This window comes from Amycolatopsis bartoniae (assembly GCF_014191255.1).
GTDB classification, from domain to species: Bacteria; Actinomycetota; Actinomycetes; order Mycobacteriales; family Pseudonocardiaceae; genus Amycolatopsis_E; species Amycolatopsis_E bartoniae.
Genome location: NZ_JACHWH010000003.1, coordinates 398,677 through 416,279, shown reverse-complemented (window position 1 = coordinate 416,279; position 17,603 = coordinate 398,677). Strand labels below are relative to the sequence as shown.

The window sequence follows — 17,603 nt, the reverse complement described above, 5'->3', positions numbered from 1 at the left end:
AACGGCCGGGGCATTGCGTGGCACGGGGTTCCCGCCCTCACGCCGGTGTCCCAGAATCGACGCCATGCCGCCGCCCGAGCCCCGCCCGCCGGCGGCGACCACCCTGCTGGAGCACCTCCGGACGGCGATCTACCACGGCGAGTTGTCCCCCGGGCAGCGGCTGGTGGAGGCGGAGCTGGCGAGGCGGCACGGCACGTCGCGCGGCGCCGTCCGCGAGGCGATCGTGTTGCTGAGCAACGAAGGACTCGTGGCGCGCGAGCGGAACAGGGGCGCCCGCGTCCGCCCGGTCCAGCTGCCGGAAGCCGTCGAGATCACGGAGGTCCGCGCGGTGCTGGAAGCCTTGTGCGCGGCCAAGGCCGCGCACGCCGCGACCGCACCGGAGCGCAGGCAACTGCGGCTCGTCGAGCGGAAACTGCGTGAGGCAGCGGGAGACGCGGTGGTGTACACCAGGCTGAGCCAGCAGTTGCACGTGCGGCTGCGGGAGTTTTCGCGGCAGACCACCGCCGCGGAGATCCTGGAGCGGTTGCGGTACCAGAGCGTGCGGTACGAGCTCCAGGTCGCGCTGCTGCCCGGCCAGGCGGCCCAGGGCACGCGGAACCACCTGCGGATCATCGACGCCGTGTGCACCCACGACCGGCGGCAGGCGGAGCAGGCGACCCGCGAACACTGGGACGGTGTCGCCGGAACCCTGCGCCGGCTGGCGACCGGCCGGTCCTCCTGAGCGTGCCTCAGCTCCGGTGACGCGGTGACCAGATCCGCTCGGCGCGTTCGGTGGCCTCCGAAGTGAAGTAGTCGCCGGTCTCCAGGTCCTCCAGCAAGGTCGGGTGCCGCGGCGACCAGCCCAGCAGTGCCTGCGTGTGCTCGCTGGAGACGGGCACGTCGAGGGAGAAGAACCGCGCCAGGAACGGGTTCCCGAGGTGCTCGGCGGCCTGTTCGAGGGTCAGCGAGGTGCTGGCGACGCCCAGCTGCCGCGCGATCCGCTCCGCGATGCTCCTGATCGTGACGGCGCTCTCGCCGACACCGTGCAGCACGCTGCCGGCGGGAGCCTTTTCCAGCGCCAGCCGGAAAAGGCGGGCGGCGTCGGCGCGGTGGACGGCGGGCCACCGGTTCGTGCCGTCGCCGACATGGGCCGAGACGCCCGCCCTGCGTGCGGCCGCGACCAGCGCGGGGATGAACCCGTGGTCCGCCGGGCCGTGCACGGTCGGAGCGAGCCGCACGACGCAGGCCCGGACTCCTCGCCCGGCGAAGCCCAGACAGGCCCGCTCCCCCGCGATGCGGAAGGCGGCGACGGAGCCGGGGTCCGGCTCGTCCCGCTCGGTGCTGACCCGGCCCGGCTTCATCACCAAAGTGCCCGACGTGCTGACGAGCGGCTTGCCGGTCCCGGCCAGCGGCTGCCCCAGCGCTTCGATCGCCGCGCGGTCGCGGCGGACGAGGTCCTCGGGATCCGCGTAGTCGCCGCCGTAAGCCATGTGCAGGACGCCGTCGGCGGCTTCGGCGCCGCGACGGAGGCTGTCGAGGTCGTCGAGGGAACCGCGGTGTGGCGTGGCGCCCAGCGACTCCAGCCGGGCGGCGGCGGTGTCCGACCGGGCCAGGCCGGTGACGGTGTGCCCGGCCGCGACGAGCTCGGCGACGACGGCGGGGCCGGTCTGGCCGGTTCCGCCGGTGACGAAGACATGCATGGAACTCTCCCAGTTTTTACGCCAGCGACTGGCACTAAGTAACGCCAGTCGCTGACCTTACGCGTAGTGCCAGGGACTGGCGCAACGTGAGGCCAGTCACTGGCCTAACCTCGACGAGTGCCGCGGAGTGGAGCAGAGGCTCGCCGCCGCCTCCGGGAGGCGGCGCTGGAGCTGTACCTGGAACGAGGGTTCGACCGGACCACGGCGGCGGAGATCGCCGCCAGGGCCGGCGTCAACGAGCGCACGTTCTTCCGGCACTTCCCCGACAAGCGGGAGGTGCTCTTCGACGGTGAGGCGGACCTGCGTGCCGCGCTCATGCGAGCGGTGGCCGAAGCACCCGAGGGGCTGGAACCGTTCGAGGTGCTGCTGTCCGCGTTCCGCACGTCCGCGCGGAACCTGGAGCACAACCGCCCGTACTCCCAGCCCCGGTGGCGGGTCATCGCGGCGACCCCGGCGCTGCGCGAACGCGAACTGGCCAAGCACGCGCTGCTCATCGACGCCGTGGCGGAGGCGCTGCGGCAGCGCGGGATCCCCGACGGCGTGGCGCGCCTGGCCGCCCGCACCGGCTGGGCCGCCTACCAGCACGCGGTCCAAGCGTGGGTCGACGATCCCGCGCAGAGCCCGGAGGCACACCTGCAGCGGGCGTTCGACGAGCTGCGCGCCCTCGCCACGGCCCCAACCCGCCGCCGCCCGCCCGGCGGGTGAGAATGGCCTGGTGACCGACGAGGTGAGCACCGCACCCGCCCGCACCCGGAACCGCTGGGGTGAGGGTGAGCGGCTGCGCGGGGAGATCCTCGCCGCCGCGAGCACGCTGCTGTCGGGGCTCGGCGGGGAGGACGGGCTCACCATCCGCGGGGTCGCGCGGGCCGCCGGCATCGCTCCCGCCAGCATCTACCAGCACTTCGCCGACCGGGCGGCCCTCGTCCGCGGGCTGCGCGAGCACGAGTTCGCCCGGCTGCGGACGCTCATGTGTGACGCCGACGCCCGCCCACCCGAGCACGATGTCGTCGCCCGCGTTCGGGAGCAGCTGCACGCCTACTGCACCTTCGCCGTGGGCAACCCCGGCCACTACCGGCTCATGCTGGCCCACCGCGACCCCGCCGCGCCCCGCGGTCCGCTGATGGACGTCATCGCGATGCTCACCGAGGCGTTCGAACGCTGCGCCGACGCCGGGCACGCCCTGCGCCTGCCCGCCGACCGTGCGGCGGTCATCGTCTTCGTCGGCGCCCACGGCCGGGTCGCCCTCCTGCACAGCAACCCCAGCGAACGGAGCGCGCAGGGCGTGCCCGACTTCGTCGACGAACTGGTGGGCCTGGTCTTCGCCTGAGCGAAAGTTCCGTTGTGCCCCAGCCCGATTGAGCCACCCGGGTGATCGCCTTCCCGATCCTTCGACAATTCCCCACCAGGCTGCCTAACATCTGTTCAGCAAGTATCCGAACGAACGTTTGGGAACTTCCCGTGACCGAAGCCCCGGCCTTCCCCATGACCCGCCGCTGCCCGCTGGATCCGCCACCCGAGCTCGCCCGGCTCCGCGCCGACGCGCCGGTCACGCGGGTCCGCCTGTGGGACGGCAGCACGCCCTGGCTGGTGACCCGCTACGAGGACGTCCGCGCGATGCTGCGCGACCCCCGCGTCAGCGCCGACAGCGACCGGCCCGGCTATCCCCACACCACTCCCGGCATCGCCGCGCGCCGCAGCCGCGCCAAGGCGTTCATCAGCCAGGACGATCCCGAGCACGCCGCGGGCAGGCGGCTGCTCACGGGCGAGTTCACCATCCGGCGGATCGAGACCCTGCGCCCGCGCGTGCAGCGCATCGTCGACGAGCTGGTCGACGACCTGCTCGCCGGGCCGAAACCGGCCGACCTCGTCGAGACGCTCGCGCTCCCGGTGCCGTCGCTGGTGATCTGCGAACTGCTCGGTGTCCCGTACGCCGACCGCACGTTCTTCCACCGCGTCAGCAAGACGCTCGTCTCCCGTGACGCCACCCCGGAGCAATCGGTCGAGGCGCTGGAGGAACTGCTGGCCTACCTGGGCGACCTCGTCGACAAGAAGGCCGCCGACCCCGGCGACGACGTCTTCAGCAGGCTGGCCGTCGAGCACTACCGCACCGGGAAGATGACGCGGCGGGAGATCGCGTCGATGGGGCAGCTGCTGCTCGTCGCCGGGCACGAGACCACGGCCAACATGATCGCGCTCGGCACCGTCGCGCTGCTCGAACACCCCGACCAGCTCGCGGAGCTGCGCGACGGCGACCCGGGGCTCGTGTCGACCGCGGTCGAGGAGCTGCTGCGCTACCTCACGATCGTCCACTTCGGACGGCGCCGGGTGGCGACCGAGGACCTGGAGGTGGGCGGGCAGCTGGTCCGCGAGGGCGAAGGGCTGATCCTCGCGAGCGACGCCGCCAACCGCGACGAGCGCGTGTTCGCCGACCCGGACCGGCTCGACCTGCACCGCAAGGGCCGCAACCACGTCGCGTTCGGGTTCGGGGTGCACCAGTGCCTCGGCCAGTCGCTCGCGCGGCTGGAGCTGCAGGTCGTCTACGGCACGCTGTACCGCCGGATTCCCACGCTCGCGCTCGCCGTGCCCGTCGAACAGCTGCCGTTCAAGCACGACATGGTCGTCTACGGGCTGCACGAACTGCCCGTCACCTGGTGACGACCGGGCAGCTAACCTGCTCGTATGCGGCGAGACGGGAACCCGGAGTTCATCGAGGCGCTGGCCCGAGGGCTCGATGTGCTGCGCTGCTTCGAGCCGGGCCGGGCCGCGATGTCGCTGAGCGAGGTCGCGGCCGCCACCGAGCTGGCGCGACCCACCGCCCGCCGGATCCTGATCACGTTGGAGCAGCTGGGTTACGTCCGCAACGACGGCGGCGCGTTCTCGCTCACCCCGCGGGTGCTGGAGCTGGGCATGGCCTACATCGGGTCGGCCGGGCTGTGGGAGCTGGCCCGGCCGCACCTGCGGGAGCTGGTGCGGCAGACCGGTGAGTCCTGCTCGATCGCGCAGCTCGACGGGCCGGACATCGTGTACGTGGCGCGCGTCGCCGTGCCGAAGCTGGTCACGCTCGCGGTCACCATCGGCACCCGGTTCCCGGCGGTGGCCACGTCGCTGGGCAAGGTGCTGCTCGCCGCGCTCGAACCGGAAGAGCTGGACCGCGTGCTCGCCGAACCGAGCCGGGCCGGGGTGACGGCGCGCTGGCAGCCGGAGCGCGACGAGATCGACGCGGCGCTGCGGGAGGTACGTGCCCGCGGCTGGGCCGTCACGGACGAGCAGCTGGCGCTCGGCATCCGCTCCGTGGCCGCCCCCATCCGCGACGGCGAGGGCCGCACGGTGGCGGCGGTGAACGTCAACGCCCACGCGGCCGAGACGTCGCTGGACACGCTCGTCGACCACCACCTCCCGCTGCTGCTGCGCGCGGCGAGCGCCATCGGCTCGGACTGGGCGGCGTGGCACGACCGTCCATTGGAGACGGTCGCGGAGGGCTGAGCCTCCGGCACCCCCTGGCGCGCGTCCCGGGGCGCCCGGATGGCGGTTTCGCGCCGGGCCGCCCGGGTCGACAGTGGGATCGGCTCGAAAGGGGGTTCGAGGTGACTCGCGAACGGTCCGTCGTCCCGGCACGCGAGCAGCTGGGGGAACAGCTGCGCAGGCTCCGCACCCGCTCCGGCAAAAGCCTCAAACAGCTCGAAAAGACCGTGCACGCCAGCGATTCCTCGCTGTCGCGTTACCTTTCCGGCGCCACGGTGCCGCCTTGGCCGGTCGTCGAACAGCTGTGCCGGGAGGCGGACGAGGACACCGCGGCGCTACGCCCGCTGTGGGAGCAGGCGGCGGGTGAGGCTCCCGAGCCCACCCCGGACGCGCCGGAGCGGAAGCCCTGGCGCGCCCGGCATCCCGCGTGGTTCCTGGCCGCGGTGGTCGCCGCGACGGCGGTGGTGTTCGCCGCCGCCGGGCTGGTGGCCGGGGCGGAGCTGTTCCCGCGGGTCGTCGTCGCCCCCGCGGCCACGCAGGACAAGGTGTGCGCGGACTGGCCCTGGCCGGACGGTCCCGGCCAGGAGGTCGAGGCACCGGCCCGGCCCAACGCCGTGGACCACCAGCCGGTGGTGGCGCTGGAGCAGGCGATGGTCGGCGGAGTGTGGATGGTGTTCGCGCACCTGACCGGCGCCGCGTACGGCGACCGCGTGTGGCTGGACGTCACCGCCGACGACGGCGCGACGTGGAACCAGTGCGGGCCCTTCCTCGTCACCGGCCCGTCCGCGGTCACCCGCGCGCACGCCCTCGACCCGCGGCTGGAGTTCCGCGCGTGCGCCGACGTGGTCCACTACCGCCCCGGCACCACGCGCAACGTGTGCACCGAGTTCTGGTGACCGGGCGGGACCACGACGAGCCGGATCACCCCGCAGTCGCACCGCAGGTACCGGACCTCTCCCTCGGAGGTCCGGTGGCGGGAGAGCACCCGCACGCGGGCGCCCACGGGGCAGAAGTCGTTCTCGCTGAGCATGGGCCCCAGCATCCGGTAAGGCCATTGTGCAGTTCAATGCTTACCTGATCTGATGGTCCCGTGCAGTTCACCCCTTACGGCGGGATCGCAGCGCAGCTGGCCGCCACGCTCGTCAACGTGGCGCCCGGCGCCACCGCGGAGACCTACGAGCAGGTCATCGAGACCTACGACTACCGCGGCACCGCCCCGGTGTCCGCCCGGGAGGCGGCGGAGCTGACCGCGTGGGCGCGGCGCCTGCGGCCGCTGTTCCAGGAGCCCGGGCTGCAACCGCGCGTCGACCTGGCCAACGAGCTGCTCGCCGTGGTCGCCGCGCCGCCACACATCTCCCAGCACCACGGCCGCCCGCCGCACTTCCACTACGCCCACGCGGACGAGCCGACCGTGCGGCGCCTCACGGCCTACACGATCATGGGCCTGGCGCACGTCCTGTGCGAGGACCCGAAGCGGATCGGCTGCTGCCGGCGCCCGGGCTGCGACACGGTGTACGTGGACACCTCACGCAACGGCCGCCGCCGGTTCTGCTCCCCGGAGTGCGCGAACCGCTCCCACGTCGCGGCGCACCGGCAGCGCCGGAAGAGCGGCGTCCCCCGATAAGTTCCGGTGCCGGCCATTCGATGGACTGGATGTCGGGGGTCGAGGTGAACCCGGACAGCCACCAGGAGTCGATCGCCGGTCTGGGGGCCGTGCTGGGCGGCCGCCGCGGCTACGACGCGGTCGCCGAGCGCCACCCCGGGAAGGCGGGCGAGCAGCCGTACGGCGGTGCCTGGCGCGGCCCGGTGTTCGTGCTGACGCACCACCCCGAGGACGCACGTGCGGTTGTTCGACTGCCCCGGCATCGAGCCGGTCCGGTGGGCCCGCGTCCACGACGGTGACCCCGCGGAGGCGGTGGACCTGCGCTACCGGCCGGCCCGCTAGGTCGCGATGTCCGGATACGGCAACGAGAAGTGCGCCAGGCGCCGGGCGTACTCGCGCTGGAAGCCCAGTGGTTCGTGGTCCCGTTCGAACAGCGCGATGAACAACGTCAGCGTCAGGAACGGGTGCGCGCCCAGCTCGAACAGCTTCGGGTAGTCGTGAGTGGACAGTGCCTGGCGTTCGGCGTCCTCGAATTCCAGCCACGACGAGCGTTCCCCGCTGTGGCAGTTGAGAATCGCGTTCGCGCGCTCGGCCTCCCACCACGCGACCGTGCCCGCCGGGTCCTCGCGGTAGCGCTCGACGAGCTCCGGGTCGCGGTCGACGGTGTAGAGGAACTTGTTCAGCAGGTACCTGCTCACCGGGCACCTCCCGGATACCACGTGAAGTACGCCTCCATGGTGTGGAACAGGTCGTAGGTGTCGACGTAGTCCACCCGCTGCCCCTCCCCCGCCACGCCCATCATGAGCATGAAGTCCATGAACCCGTGCGTGGCGTTTCCCGGCAGGTGCAGGCTTTCCAGTGTCACCTCGCCGAGGCACTTCTCGATGTCCCCGCATCTGATCCAGTCCACGGCCTTGCGGTCGAACTCCGGATCCGGCCCGTGCGGCCCGAACTGCCGCGGGCCGCCCAGCTCCAGCGACAGGTGCCCGGTGCCGATCACCGCCACCCGCTGGTCCGACGGCCAGGACTCGACCAGCTGCCGGATGGTCCGTCCCAGCTGGACGAAGCGCTTCGGCTGCGGGAGCGGTGGCGCGAAGATGTTGGTGTAGACCGGCACGATCGGCAGGTCGTTCTGCGAGCGCAGGGTGATGATCGGGCACGTGATGGAGTGGTCGATCCGCAGCTCGTTGGAGAACGCCAGGTCGAAACCCGCGTCCAGGCCCTCGCGCAGCACGTGCGCCGACAGGTCCTCCTGTCCTTTGAGGACCATCCGTGGCAGCCCGAACTCGCGTTCCTCGTTGTACCAGTTGGCGTCGTAGACCGGTGCCTTGCCGACGAGGAACTGCGGCATGTTGTCCAGCCACAGCTGGTGGAAGTGGTCCGAGCCGACCATCACCAGCACGTCCGGGCGGGCCCTGGTCAGCGTCTCGCGGAACGCCGCCACCTTGCGCACCCACTCGTCGGCGAAGTCCGGGCGGTCCTCGCCGGTGGCGGTGCTGGCGCGGTAGTAGAACGGGTGGTGGGTGGACGCGATCACCGCGACCAGTTCAGCCATGGCTGCCTCCTGCCGGGGGAACGGGCCGGTTGTTGAGGTCTACGGACAGGAAGATGTCGTTCGCGACGGGGTTGCGCAGTTCTTCGGCGAGCTGCCCGATGAGCCCCGCCGTGCGGGCGAGCAACGCGAAGCCGCGCAGCAACTCCAGCGGGAGCCCGAGATCGGCCAGTGCCGCGCCGCAGGCCCCCGCGCCGTTGAGCGGCAGGGTTTTACCCAGCACCTGCGGGTGCACGCGGCCGATGGCCTCGAACAACGCCAGGTGCGGGCCGAACTGCTGCTCCTCGCGGGCGATCTCGAACAGCCGCGCGGTGCGGGGATCGCCGTTCTTGTGCACGTGGTGTCCCAGGCCGGGGACGAACTTCCCGGCCGCGCGCCGGGCCTGCACGGTTTCCAGCGCCACCTCGTCCCAGTTCGCTGGTTCCTCCACAGTGGACACCGCTTCGTGCAGGAACCGGCCGCAGTCCTCGGTGACGCCGAGGAACCGTGAGCCGCCGCCGAGCAGTCCGGCGGCGAGCGCGCCCTGCACCGAGTCCGGCGCGGACAGGTACGTCAGCCGCGTGACGATCGCGGTGGGCGTGAACCCGTGATCGGCCAGCGCGGCCAGCACGGCCTCGAACACCCGTGTCTCCCCCGGCGCCGGACGACGCTGGGTCGCGAGCCAGAAAGCCAGTTCCCCGAAGGAAACCTTGCCCATCACGTCCTGCGCGAGGTCCTGGCCGAGGAGCGTGATCTTCTCCAGCGACGACGCGCCGAGCGCCGTGGGATACTCAGTCACCCTTGTCCTCCAGCCACTTGCGCAGTTCCGCCCCGTGCTCGTCCAGCTCGGGCGGCGGCAGCCGGTAGCTCACCGGCGTCTCGGAGAACCGGATCGGGTGGCGCGTGGTCGGCACGCCCCCGACCTCCACCACCGGATCCAGCTCGAACCGTTCCGCCATCGCGAAACCCTGGTCGATCGTGTTGATCGGGCCGCTGGGCACCCCGGCCTCGACGAGCAGGTCGAACCACTCCAGCGCGCCCCGTTTGCGCAGCTGCTCGGCGAGAATCGGGCGCAGCTCCTCGCGCCGCTCCGTGCGGTCGGCGTTGCGGGCGAACCGCGGGTCGTCGGCGATCTCCGGAATGCCGAGCACCTCGCACAGCTTGCGGAACTGGCCGTCGTTCGCGGCAGTGATGATCAGGTCGTTGTCCGCGGTGGGCAGCGGCTCGTAGGGGAACACGCTCGGGTGCGCGTTGCCCATGCGGTAGGGCACGGTGCCGCCTGCCACATACGCCGAGCTGTGGTTGACCAGCCCGGTCAGCGCCGAGGACAACAGGTTGACCTCCACGTGCTGGCCCTGTCCGGTGGCGTCGCGGTGGCGCAGCGCGGCGAGGATGCCGATCGCGGCATGGTTTCCCGCCATCACGTCGAACACCGAGATGCCAGCCCGGTACGGCGGCCCGTCGGGGTCGCCGGTCAGGCTCATCAGCCCGGAAATGGCCTGCACCATGAGGTCGTAGCCGGGCACGTGCCGACCCGCGCCCGAACCGAACCCGCTGATCGACGAGTAGATGACGCCGGGGTTGGCCTCGCGCACGGTGTCGAAGTCCAGGCCGTACTTGGCGAGCCCGCCGGGCTTGAAGTTCTCGATCAGCACGTCGGCTCGTCGCGCGAGCTCCCGCGCCACCTCGGCGTCGGCGGGATCGCGCAGGTCCAGCGCGATGGAGCGCTTTCCGCGGTTCACGCCCAGGTAGTACGTCGCGACGCCGTCGCGCACCGGTGGCATCCACGTGCGCGTGTCGTCCCCGCGCGGACCCTCCACTTTGATCACGTCAGCGCCCATGTCCGCGAGCAGCATCGTGGCGTACGGGCCGGCGAGGATCCGGGAGAAGTCCGCGACGAGCAGCCCGGCGAGCGGGCCGGTCTGCTCAGGCACGGCGGGTGTGGGTCGAGGAACTGGCGTAGTCCGTGTACGTGTACGGGTTGTCGAGGATCTTCGTCGGCGGGATGTCGGGGTTCATCCCCTTCTGCCACGCCTCTTCGCCCAGCTGCGAACGCAGGTACGTCACCGTCTCGTCGACCTCGCGGCGCACGGCGTCCAGGTCGATGCCCACCAGCCGGTGCTCGTGCTTGACCACCCGGCCGTTGACGAGCACGGTGTGGACGTCGCCGCGCTGCACCTGGAACGCGACGTGCCCGTACGGGTTGAGCAGCGGGAACGAGACGGACGAGTTGTCGTTCTTGATCAGCACGACGTCGGCCTTCTTGCCCGGTTCGAGGCTGCCGAGATCGTCGCGGCCCAGTGCGTGCGCACCGCCCCGCGTGGCCCACTCGACGACGTGCTCGGCGCGCAGACTGGCGTGCGTGACGGTGTCGCCCTGCGCGTGCGCTTCGAGGTGCTCGCGGGACCGGTCCGCGCCGAGTGTGGTCCGCATGGCCGAGAACAGGTCGCCGCTCCACCAGACCGAGGTGTCCATGGACAGCGAGACGGGAATACCGTGGGCCCGGATGGCCCAGGTGGGCGGGTATCCTTGGCCCGCGCTCTGCTCGCTCTCGGTCGAAACGGAGATCGACCCGCCGGTGGCCGCGATCCGGTGGTAGGAGTCGGCGGACAACGAGGCGGCGTGCACGTAAATCGTCTCGGGTGTCATGAACCCGTTGTCGTGCATGAGTTTCACGCCGTCGTCGTTGGTGGCGCCCCACACCCCGGCATGTGTGGTGACGGGCACCCCGAGCTCGCGGGCCACCTCGAACGCGGGCTTCTCGGGGAACGAGGGATCCCCGGTGACGTCGAACGCGATCTGGAACCCGAGCAGGTCGTCGCCGGTGATCCGCCGCCGCACGAAGTCGCGGAACTCGGGCGCGCCGGTCCACTCGGCCGGCGGGGCCTGGATGTTGCCGTAGGCGAGCACGAACCGCCCGGGCACGGACTGCAACGCGTCCACAGCGGCGTCCGCGTGCTCCACGGTTCGCAACCCGTGCGACCAGTCGACCACCGTGGTCACCCCGGACTCCAGCGCCTCGACGGCGGCAAGCACGTTGCCCGCGTGGATGTCCTGGGGCCGGAAGAGCTTGCCGCTTTCCAGGTAGTACCAGACAAAATACTGGGTGAGCGTCCAGTCGGCGCCGTATCCGCGCATGGCGGTCTGCCACATGTGCCGGTGGGTGTCGATCATGCCGGGCATCACGATGCCCCCACTGGCGTCGATCACCACCGCGTCGGCGGGCACCTCGATGTCCGGCCCCACAGCGGAAATCCGGTCCCCCTCGACGAGCACGTCAGCCCGGTCCCACACCCGGCGCGTGTCGTCGAGCGTCAGCACCGTCCCGCCCCGGAGGACCACGGGCCGCCCCTGCTCGAATTGGCTCATCACGCCACTCCCATGTCCGTACACCCGTCCGACACTGGACAGGAGCCTGGCGCCCACATTGGCCCCACCCACAGGGAAAGTCAAGGCCCAAGTCCGCACAGCGGACACCCGTCCGCACCCCATCACACACACGTGCACCCCGCGACGCGAACGCGAGCACACCCCCCTCCCGCCCGGTCCTCCCCCATCCCCGATACAAAGCCGTCATTAGCGGTTGGCTCACCGTGTCAAGGGTCGCGCAGCGATCGCGCAGCGACGCCGAAGGCGCCCTTGACGCGGTGAGCCAACCGTTAAACAATCAAAAATCGGGGCGCCCAACGCAACCACGGTTTTTCGCGCGAAGCGCGGCTTTCGGACGCGCCAAGCGCGAAAGCGCGTCATCCCGCCGCCTGCGGTTGTGAATATCACTTTGGCTCAGGCCCGCAAGCTTGGCATGACACCCGCCGGTTCCGGCGCATGTTGCGGCCCTGAGCCAAAGTGATCGAACCGGTTTCAGGCGACGGGATGACCACCCAACTCTGGAGTTTCCTTCGGGCCTTACGGCCCTCACTCACGAATAGTCGTGCGTTTCGGCGATTTCGCCGTCCTTCTTCCGCACCACGTGCGTCACTCCGCGGTTCTTCGCCAGCTCACGCCCGGCCTGCTGGGCCTCGGCCTTGGTGTCACTCGTGCTCGACGCCCGCTTCCGGCCCTCGACCTGGTTCTTCCACTTGCCGTCGCGCTCGCTGTAGAAGGTCTGGACATCACCCTCCGCCAGCTCCGGCTCCGCAGCCGAAGCCGCCGGGGCGAACGTCGAGAACAGCGCCGGATCCGGCGGAGGCGCCGTGGCGGGACCGCCCAGTGCCTGGGGCTCCATGAGGTACTCCAGGTCGCGCGTCCAGCCGCCCTTCGGGCCGTCCGCGCCGTCCGACAGGTGCCAGATCGTGGAGTTGTGTTCCTGGTTCTCCTCGTCGAACAGCGCGCTCGGGGCCACCTCGTCCTCCAGTCCGTCGGCCCGCAGCTCCTCGATCGCCCGCAGCCACTGCTTCTGGTGCACGGTGTCACGGGCGAGGATGAACTTCAGCATCTCCTTCACACCCGGGTCGTCGGTCATGTTGTACAACCGCGCGGTCTGCAGCCGCCCCTGCGCCTCCGCCGCCGCGTTCGCCCGGAAGTCCGCCAGCAGGTTCCCGCTCGCCACGATGTACTTCCCGTTCCAGGGGTCGCCGTTGGAGTCCGCGGGCAGCGCGCCCCCACCGCCGACGATGGCCTGCTGCGGATCCATTCCGCCCAGCACCGCCGCCGTCACCGGGTCCTTGACCGCCTCCGCGACCTCGGTGGCCGGGGCTCCCTCCAGCAACCGCGCCACCATCGTCGCGAGCATCTCGACGTGCCCGATCTCCTCGGCGGCGGTGTCCAGGATCAGGTCCTTGTACTTGCCCTCGATCCGGCAGTTCCAGCCCTGGAACAGGTACTGCCACGTGACGCTCAGCTCCCCGTAGGCGCCGCCGATCAGCTCCTGCAGCTTGTGCGCGAACACCGGGTCCGGCTTTTCCGGCTTCGCCTCGAACTGCAGGTTCTTCGTGTGCCTGAACATCGGGCTCAGCTCACCGCCGGGCCGGACTCCGAGGTCCCGGAAAGCTCCTTGAGGAACTCGTGGCACTGCTTCGCGCGCGCCGAGTCCTCCTCCATCACGCGGCGGAAGAAGTCCGCGATGTCCTGGCGGCCGGCGTTCTCCGCGTCGCGGACGTACTGGCCGTAGTCGTGCCCGGCCTTGAGCGAGTGGTACTGCACCGAGATCAGGTCGAAACTGACGTCGTCGAAACCGGTTTCTCCGGTCGCCATGGTGTGCTCCTCTGCCTCGTAGCCGTCTGACGACCCGGACATACCCGCCCCGGCGCCGGTTACGCCTCCGTCTGGTGGGCGAGGAACGCCACCACCCCGGCCAGATCGCCGCCCCGCGCGAACGCCGCCCGTTGCCGGGCCGCGCCGCCACCGCCGGCGAGGACCTCGGCGAGGGTCTGGTCCGCGAACTCCTTGGCACCGTCGCGCAACTGCGGGCGCACCTCGTCGAACAGGCCGAGCAGCGTCTCACGCGCGGGACGCAGGGTGCGCGTCAGCGGGTCGACGCACTGACCGTCCAGGCCGTCGCGCGCCGCCCGCCACAGGTCGGCACGCAGCACGTCCTGCGGCACCGGCTCGACGGTCTCGCCGCTGTCCAGGCGGCACCGGGCCGAAGCCGCGAGCCCCTGCACCAGGACCGCGAGCAGCGTGGCTTCCTCGGCCGTCGCGGCGACGTCGCAGACCCGCACCTCGACGGTCGGGTGCCGCGGGGAGAGCCGGATGTCCCAGTACAGGTTCGCCGGATCGAGCACGGCGCCGGACTGCGCCATCTCCCTGACGAGCGTGTCGTAGTGCTCCTCGGACTCGACGTGCGGCGGCGGGCCGCCCGAGGGCCAGCGCGACATCGACAGGTACCGCCAGCTCGCGTAGCCGGTGTCCGAGCCGTCGGCGAACGGCGAGTTCGCGCTCAGCGCGAGCAGCACCGGCAGCCACGGGCGCAGGTGGTTGAGCACGCCCACGCCCGTCGCGCGGTCCGGAATGCCGACGTGGATGTGGCAGCCGCACACGTTCACGCTGTCCATCAGGCCGCGGAAGTGGTCGGCGATGCGCTCGTACCGCGCGCCGGGCGTGAGCCGCGCCGTGTCCTCGACCGGCGAGGTCCCGCTGGCGAGCAGCCGCAGGCCCTTCGCCCGCGCGCCGCCGACCAGCTGGCCGCGTTGCGTGCGCAGGCAGTCCAGCAACTCCTCGGCCTGGTGGCACACCGGCGTCACGGACTCGACCTGGCAGGTCACCATCTCCGGCTGCAGCTCGTCGGGCGAACCCCGCAGCACGGCGGGAGCCGCGGCGGCGGGACGGCCGTCGGCGTCGACGAGCAGGAACTCCTCCTCGACGCCGAAGGTCTGCTCTTCGGACGGCCAGGTCATGCGGCGTCCCCCAGCACGTCTCTCGCGATGGCGTCGGCGTCACGGCGGAACGGGCTGTCCTGGCCCGGCCGCCCGGTGCCGACCTGCGTGAACCAACGCGTGTTCTGCGTGACCACGCCCAGCGCGTACAGGTCGGGGCGCGGCTCGCCCGCGACGTCGAGCACGTGGAACGGCGAACCGGCCACGGCCAGCCCGCCGGTGGCGAAGCTCTCACCGGTGCACGGATCGGTGTTGACGTACTCGCTGATCAGCCCGTCCGCGAGCAGCTGGCGCAGCAGCGGGTCGCACTCCCGGTGCAGGTCGGGCGCGGGCGCACGGGCGTCCAGCAGCACCTGCGCCTCGCGCCGCGAGCCCGCGACCACGGGCGACTCGACCACGAAACAGCCGCCGCCACACGTGAAGTCCGCCTGCGGCCCCACGATCTCGACCACTCCGGCGTCCACAAGGGACACCAGCTGCTCGACGTGCCCGACCGGTGGGCCGGCCGACAGCAGGAAGTTCGCCGGGGCGAACCGGGCCAGGAAGTCCTCGTGGGACTTCGGCAGCAGGCCACCGAAGTCGACGATACCGGGCATCGCCGGGCGCAGCGTCCGCATCATCTCCAGCGCGGCCTTGAGCGGGCTGCCTTCCGGGCCGAGCCGCGAGGTCTCCACGTCCTGTTCGAGCAGCTCCCGCAGCTCGGTCCGGAACGCGGCAGGGTCCGCGTAGGTGCGCCCCGCGAAAGGCCGGGCCAGCAGGTCGGGGCGCAGCGGCGGCACGTCACCGAGCCCGAAGGCGGCGAGCACCTTGTCCTTGCGCCGCAGGTCCAGCTCGCCGCTTTCGTCCACGACGTCCCCGAAGGCGCAGGTGAACGCCTCGGCGTCCTCGTCGCCGTCCCGCAGGCGCAGGGCGCAGCGGTAGTACGCGTGCTCCACCTCGGCCTGGAACAGCGGTTCGACCTCGGCGGCGAAGTCGAGCTTGGCGCAGCCCCGCTCGGCCTCCGCCCGGTCGCGCAGCACCGCGATCCGCTCCTCGGTCAGCACCACGGGACTCGGTGCCAGCTCCGGCCGGTGCACCTGCGCGCGGGCGAGGAACGGCAGGCCGCTGCGCGATCCGGCGACGAGGCACGGTTCCCGCCCGCTCGGGTGGTAGCGCAGCTCCCCGTCCCCGTTGCGGGTGAAACGGCCACCACGGCCCGTGGTCAGCGAGCGCACGATGTCGTAGAAGGTCAGGCCGAGGCCCTTCACCGCGACCGTGGCGCCGGGCGGAATCTCGTCCAGCGGCAGGTCCGCGGCGATGCCGCGGCCGAGGTAGCGCAGGCCGGAGCGCGCGGCGTGGCGGAGGAAACCGCGTTCCTCCTCGTCCGGTTCGAGCGCACTGTGCCCCGTGGTCAAAATCGCTTTGTCGACGTGCAGATCGGGGGCGCCGTCGTCGATGCGCAGCCGCAGCCCCTGCGCCGCACGGAACAGGCCGATGGCGCGGCCCAGGATGGGGCGCACGCAGACGCCTTCGGGGGCGAGGCGGCGCAGGCGCTGGAAGAACTCGTGCAGGTACGTCCCGTACCGGGCGCGGCTGGGGTACTCGTCCGGCGCCAGCTCGTGCCCGGACCACTCGGCGAGCGAGTACGGTGCGTCGCCCTCGACCAGCGGGTTGTCCGGGGAGTGGGCGGTGAGCTCGCTCGCGGTCGCGTTCGCCGCGAGCCAGTCCGGCTGGCCCGACCGCCACACCCGCCCGGACCCGTGCTCGGTCGCGTCGACCGCCCAGATCGTCACGGCCCGCCCGCCGCCGCGCGCCCGCAACCGGAGGATCAGTCGTTCCAGGACCGACAGACCCCGCGGCCCCAGACCGATGATCGCGACGGACAGCGGGCCGGATGAACTCATGGGCGGGGAATACCAAGATTTTCGGGCGGCAAACTCTCCTCAGCTGCCCCGGTTTTCCCCGAGCTCCTCGACGATCGGGTTGCCCGGTGCGGTGTCGGTGGCCGATTCCGCCAGTCCTGGCACCGAGTTCGCGTGTGCGTTGTGCTTGTCGGCGTCGGGAACCGTGCCGTCGTCGGCGAATTCGACGGAGCCGAACACCTCGGTCAGGTTCGCGTAGTCCACCGGCGGGATCGCCCGCAGGGCGCGCACGGCCTCGCCGTCGCCCTGGCGTTCCGCGGTCTGGACCAGCTGGTCGCGGCTCGCGGGGAAGTCGGCGTCGCCGAGGCACTCCCGCAGGCGTTCACGCGTCAGGGTCGAAGACATGGTTCCTCCTCGCTCAGCTGTCGGCCGGGCCGGACCACGGGGGCTGTTCCTCGGCGAGCTCCAGGTACTGGTCGACCTCCTGGGGGGTGGGGTCGATCCCGGCCTCGTCGGCGAACTCCTCCGGATCGCTGGTGCCCGGTTCCCCGGGCGTGGTCGCACCGTGGTCGGTCATTCCTTCGCCACCTTCGCTCGGGGTCGTCGAACGGGCAGGGGCTACCACCGGTCACGGAGCGCAAACCCGGGCCGGGGAGATGCTCGCGAACGGGCCCGTTCGCCCAGGCGGGTACACTTTCGCCGTTGATCGTTCGCCGACACAGGGAGGTAGCACCATGGGCCAGTCGAGGTCCCGCTACTCCCTGGCGCGCATCGACCCGTTCAGCCTGTGCGCCATCATCCCGGCCCTGGCGCTCGCGGGCCTGTGCGGCGTGAGCGGCTTCCTGCCTGGCGCCATCGCGTTCGCCGTGCTGGCGCTGGGGATCGTGGCGCTGGAGGTGTGGATTCACCGGCGCGAGCCCACTCCCCCACCGGCCGCGGCGCCACCCCGCCGCGCCCCGACGAGCGGCCGCCCCCCGGCGGCTGCCCGCCCCCCGGCCTCCGGCCGGACGCCCGCGCAGCAGCCGCCGCCGGTGCGCCGCCAGCCCCCGCCACCGCCCCGCCGCGCCCCGGCGGGCGGCCCCCCACCCCAGCGGCGGCAGCAGCCCCCACCGCGCCCGCGGATGCACTGAGGGCCCTTACGCCTGGATGGCGTAGTGGTGGTGCCCTTCCACC

22 protein-coding genes and 1 pseudogene are annotated in these 17,603 nt (G+C 71.7%); 9 read left to right on the top strand and 14 right to left on the bottom strand.

Features of this window, described 5'->3' with window-relative positions:
• The first annotated feature begins 64 nt into the window (after positions 1 to 64).
• A complete protein-coding gene (locus FHX82_RS18695; RefSeq protein WP_145939094.1) occupies positions 65 to 721 on the top strand; it encodes a GntR family transcriptional regulator in 657 nt (218 codons plus the stop codon).
• A gap of 7 nt (positions 722 to 728) precedes the next feature.
• Here the strand turns inward: FHX82_RS18695 and FHX82_RS18690 are convergent, their stop codons facing one another.
• Positions 729 to 1,679 (bottom strand): SDR family oxidoreductase, encoded by a 951-nt coding sequence (locus tag FHX82_RS18690; RefSeq protein ID WP_145939095.1) that lies wholly within the window; start codon positions 1,677 to 1,679, stop codon positions 729 to 731.
• Between the two features lie 117 nt (positions 1,680 to 1,796).
• Here FHX82_RS18690 and FHX82_RS18685 point away from each other — a divergent pair, with 117 nt between their 5' ends.
• The 5 genes from FHX82_RS18685 to FHX82_RS36570 all read left to right on the top strand — a co-directional run bounded on the left by FHX82_RS18685 (position 1,797) and on the right by FHX82_RS36570 (position 6,037).
• Positions 1,797 to 2,384: a TetR family transcriptional regulator gene (locus FHX82_RS18685; protein WP_145939096.1), complete on the top strand. Its 588-nt coding sequence runs from the start codon at positions 1,797 to 1,799 to the stop codon at positions 2,382 to 2,384.
• A 10-nt stretch (positions 2,385 to 2,394) separates the two neighbouring features.
• The gene (locus FHX82_RS18680) at positions 2,395 to 3,006 is read left to right on the top strand and encodes a TetR/AcrR family transcriptional regulator (RefSeq protein WP_229880590.1); all 612 of its coding nucleotides are present in this window, start codon (positions 2,395 to 2,397) and stop codon (positions 3,004 to 3,006) included.
• Positions 3,007 to 3,161: 155 nt separating this feature from the next.
• On the top strand, positions 3,162 to 4,334 hold the full coding sequence (locus tag FHX82_RS18675; protein ID WP_145939109.1) for a cytochrome P450: 1,173 nt from the start codon (positions 3,162 to 3,164) through the stop codon (positions 4,332 to 4,334).
• 24 nt (positions 4,335 to 4,358) lie between these two features.
• Positions 4,359 to 5,162: an IclR family transcriptional regulator domain-containing protein gene (locus FHX82_RS18670; protein ID WP_145939097.1), complete on the top strand. Its 804-nt coding sequence runs from the start codon at positions 4,359 to 4,361 to the stop codon at positions 5,160 to 5,162.
• A gap of 101 nt (positions 5,163 to 5,263) precedes the next feature.
• Positions 5,264 to 6,037, top strand: coding sequence for a helix-turn-helix domain-containing protein (locus tag FHX82_RS36570; protein WP_145939098.1), 774 nt, complete (start codon positions 5,264 to 5,266; stop codon positions 6,035 to 6,037).
• On the opposite strand, the gene FHX82_RS18660 is transcribed toward FHX82_RS36570, so the two are convergent.
• Entirely contained in the window at positions 5,992 to 6,171 is a 180-nt protein-coding gene (locus tag FHX82_RS18660; protein ID WP_145939099.1) for a hypothetical protein, read from the bottom strand. The two genes, FHX82_RS36570 and FHX82_RS18660, sit on opposite strands and share 46 nt — an antisense overlap.
• Positions 6,172 to 6,231: 60 nt before the next feature.
• On the opposite strand from FHX82_RS18660, the gene FHX82_RS18655 reads away from it, so the two are divergent.
• Complete coding sequence (locus tag FHX82_RS18655; protein ID WP_145939100.1) at positions 6,232 to 6,765, top strand: CGNR zinc finger domain-containing protein; 534 nt, start codon at positions 6,232 to 6,234, stop codon at positions 6,763 to 6,765.
• A 29-nt stretch (positions 6,766 to 6,794) separates the two neighbouring features.
• Positions 6,795 to 7,043, top strand: a complete 249-nt coding sequence (locus FHX82_RS18650; protein WP_229880584.1) for a dihydrofolate reductase family protein — start codon at positions 6,795 to 6,797, stop codon at positions 7,041 to 7,043.
• 39 nt (positions 7,044 to 7,082) lie between these two features.
• On the opposite strand, the gene FHX82_RS18645 is transcribed toward FHX82_RS18650, so the two are convergent.
• The 12 genes and pseudogenes from FHX82_RS18645 to FHX82_RS18595 form a co-directional block, all read right to left on the bottom strand.
• Complete coding sequence (locus FHX82_RS18645; RefSeq protein WP_145939101.1) at positions 7,083 to 7,442, bottom strand: hypothetical protein; 360 nt, start codon at positions 7,440 to 7,442, stop codon at positions 7,083 to 7,085.
• Positions 7,439 to 8,299, bottom strand: a complete 861-nt coding sequence (locus tag FHX82_RS18640; protein ID WP_145939102.1) for a DODA-type extradiol aromatic ring-opening family dioxygenase — start codon at positions 8,297 to 8,299, stop codon at positions 7,439 to 7,441. The genes FHX82_RS18645 and FHX82_RS18640 overlap by 4 nt, the downstream gene beginning before the upstream one ends.
• Positions 8,292 to 9,074 carry a citryl-CoA lyase gene (locus FHX82_RS18635; protein WP_145939103.1) on the bottom strand — a complete coding sequence of 261 codons (783 nt, stop codon included), beginning with the start codon at positions 9,072 to 9,074 and terminating at the stop codon, positions 8,292 to 8,294. The genes FHX82_RS18640 and FHX82_RS18635 overlap by 8 nt, the downstream gene beginning before the upstream one ends.
• Positions 9,067 to 10,209 (bottom strand): CaiB/BaiF CoA transferase family protein, encoded by a 1,143-nt coding sequence (locus FHX82_RS18630; RefSeq protein ID WP_145939104.1) that lies wholly within the window; start codon positions 10,207 to 10,209, stop codon positions 9,067 to 9,069. Before FHX82_RS18630 ends, FHX82_RS18635 begins: the two co-directional genes overlap by 8 nt.
• Complete coding sequence (locus tag FHX82_RS18625; RefSeq protein ID WP_145939105.1) at positions 10,202 to 11,644, bottom strand: amidohydrolase family protein; 1,443 nt, start codon at positions 11,642 to 11,644, stop codon at positions 10,202 to 10,204. The genes FHX82_RS18630 and FHX82_RS18625 overlap by 8 nt, the downstream gene beginning before the upstream one ends.
• A gap of 550 nt (positions 11,645 to 12,194) precedes the next feature.
• Positions 12,195 to 12,401: a DUF2188 domain-containing protein gene (locus tag FHX82_RS37040; protein WP_229880704.1), complete on the bottom strand. Its 207-nt coding sequence runs from the start codon at positions 12,399 to 12,401 to the stop codon at positions 12,195 to 12,197.
• A gap of 12 nt (positions 12,402 to 12,413) precedes the next feature.
• Positions 12,414 to 13,220, bottom strand: a pseudogene (locus tag FHX82_RS18620) (manganese catalase); the annotation flags it as partial.
• 5 nt (positions 13,221 to 13,225) lie between these two features.
• Positions 13,226 to 13,468: an acyl carrier protein gene (locus tag FHX82_RS18615; RefSeq protein WP_145936709.1), complete on the bottom strand. Its 243-nt coding sequence runs from the start codon at positions 13,466 to 13,468 to the stop codon at positions 13,226 to 13,228.
• A 59-nt stretch (positions 13,469 to 13,527) separates the two neighbouring features.
• Positions 13,528 to 14,610, bottom strand: coding sequence for a carboxylate-amine ligase (locus tag FHX82_RS18610; RefSeq protein WP_145936708.1), 1,083 nt, complete (start codon positions 14,608 to 14,610; stop codon positions 13,528 to 13,530).
• Complete coding sequence (locus FHX82_RS18605) at positions 14,607 to 16,472, bottom strand: FAD/NAD(P)-binding protein (protein ID WP_145936707.1); 1,866 nt, start codon at positions 16,470 to 16,472, stop codon at positions 14,607 to 14,609. The genes FHX82_RS18610 and FHX82_RS18605 overlap by 4 nt, the downstream gene beginning before the upstream one ends.
• 39 nt (positions 16,473 to 16,511) lie before the next feature.
• Positions 16,512 to 16,835 carry a DUF2795 domain-containing protein gene (locus FHX82_RS18600; RefSeq protein WP_145936706.1) on the bottom strand — a complete coding sequence of 108 codons (324 nt, stop codon included), beginning with the start codon at positions 16,833 to 16,835 and terminating at the stop codon, positions 16,512 to 16,514.
• Positions 16,836 to 16,848: 13 nt separating this feature from the next.
• A complete protein-coding gene (locus tag FHX82_RS18595) occupies positions 16,849 to 17,007 on the bottom strand; it encodes a hypothetical protein (protein WP_183176704.1) in 159 nt (52 codons plus the stop codon).
• A 157-nt stretch (positions 17,008 to 17,164) separates the two neighbouring features.
• Between FHX82_RS18595 and FHX82_RS18590 the strand changes: the two genes are divergently transcribed.
• Positions 17,165 to 17,560, top strand: a complete 396-nt coding sequence (locus tag FHX82_RS18590) for a hypothetical protein (protein ID WP_183176703.1) — start codon at positions 17,165 to 17,167, stop codon at positions 17,558 to 17,560.
• The last annotated feature ends 43 nt before the right edge of the window (positions 17,561 to 17,603 follow it).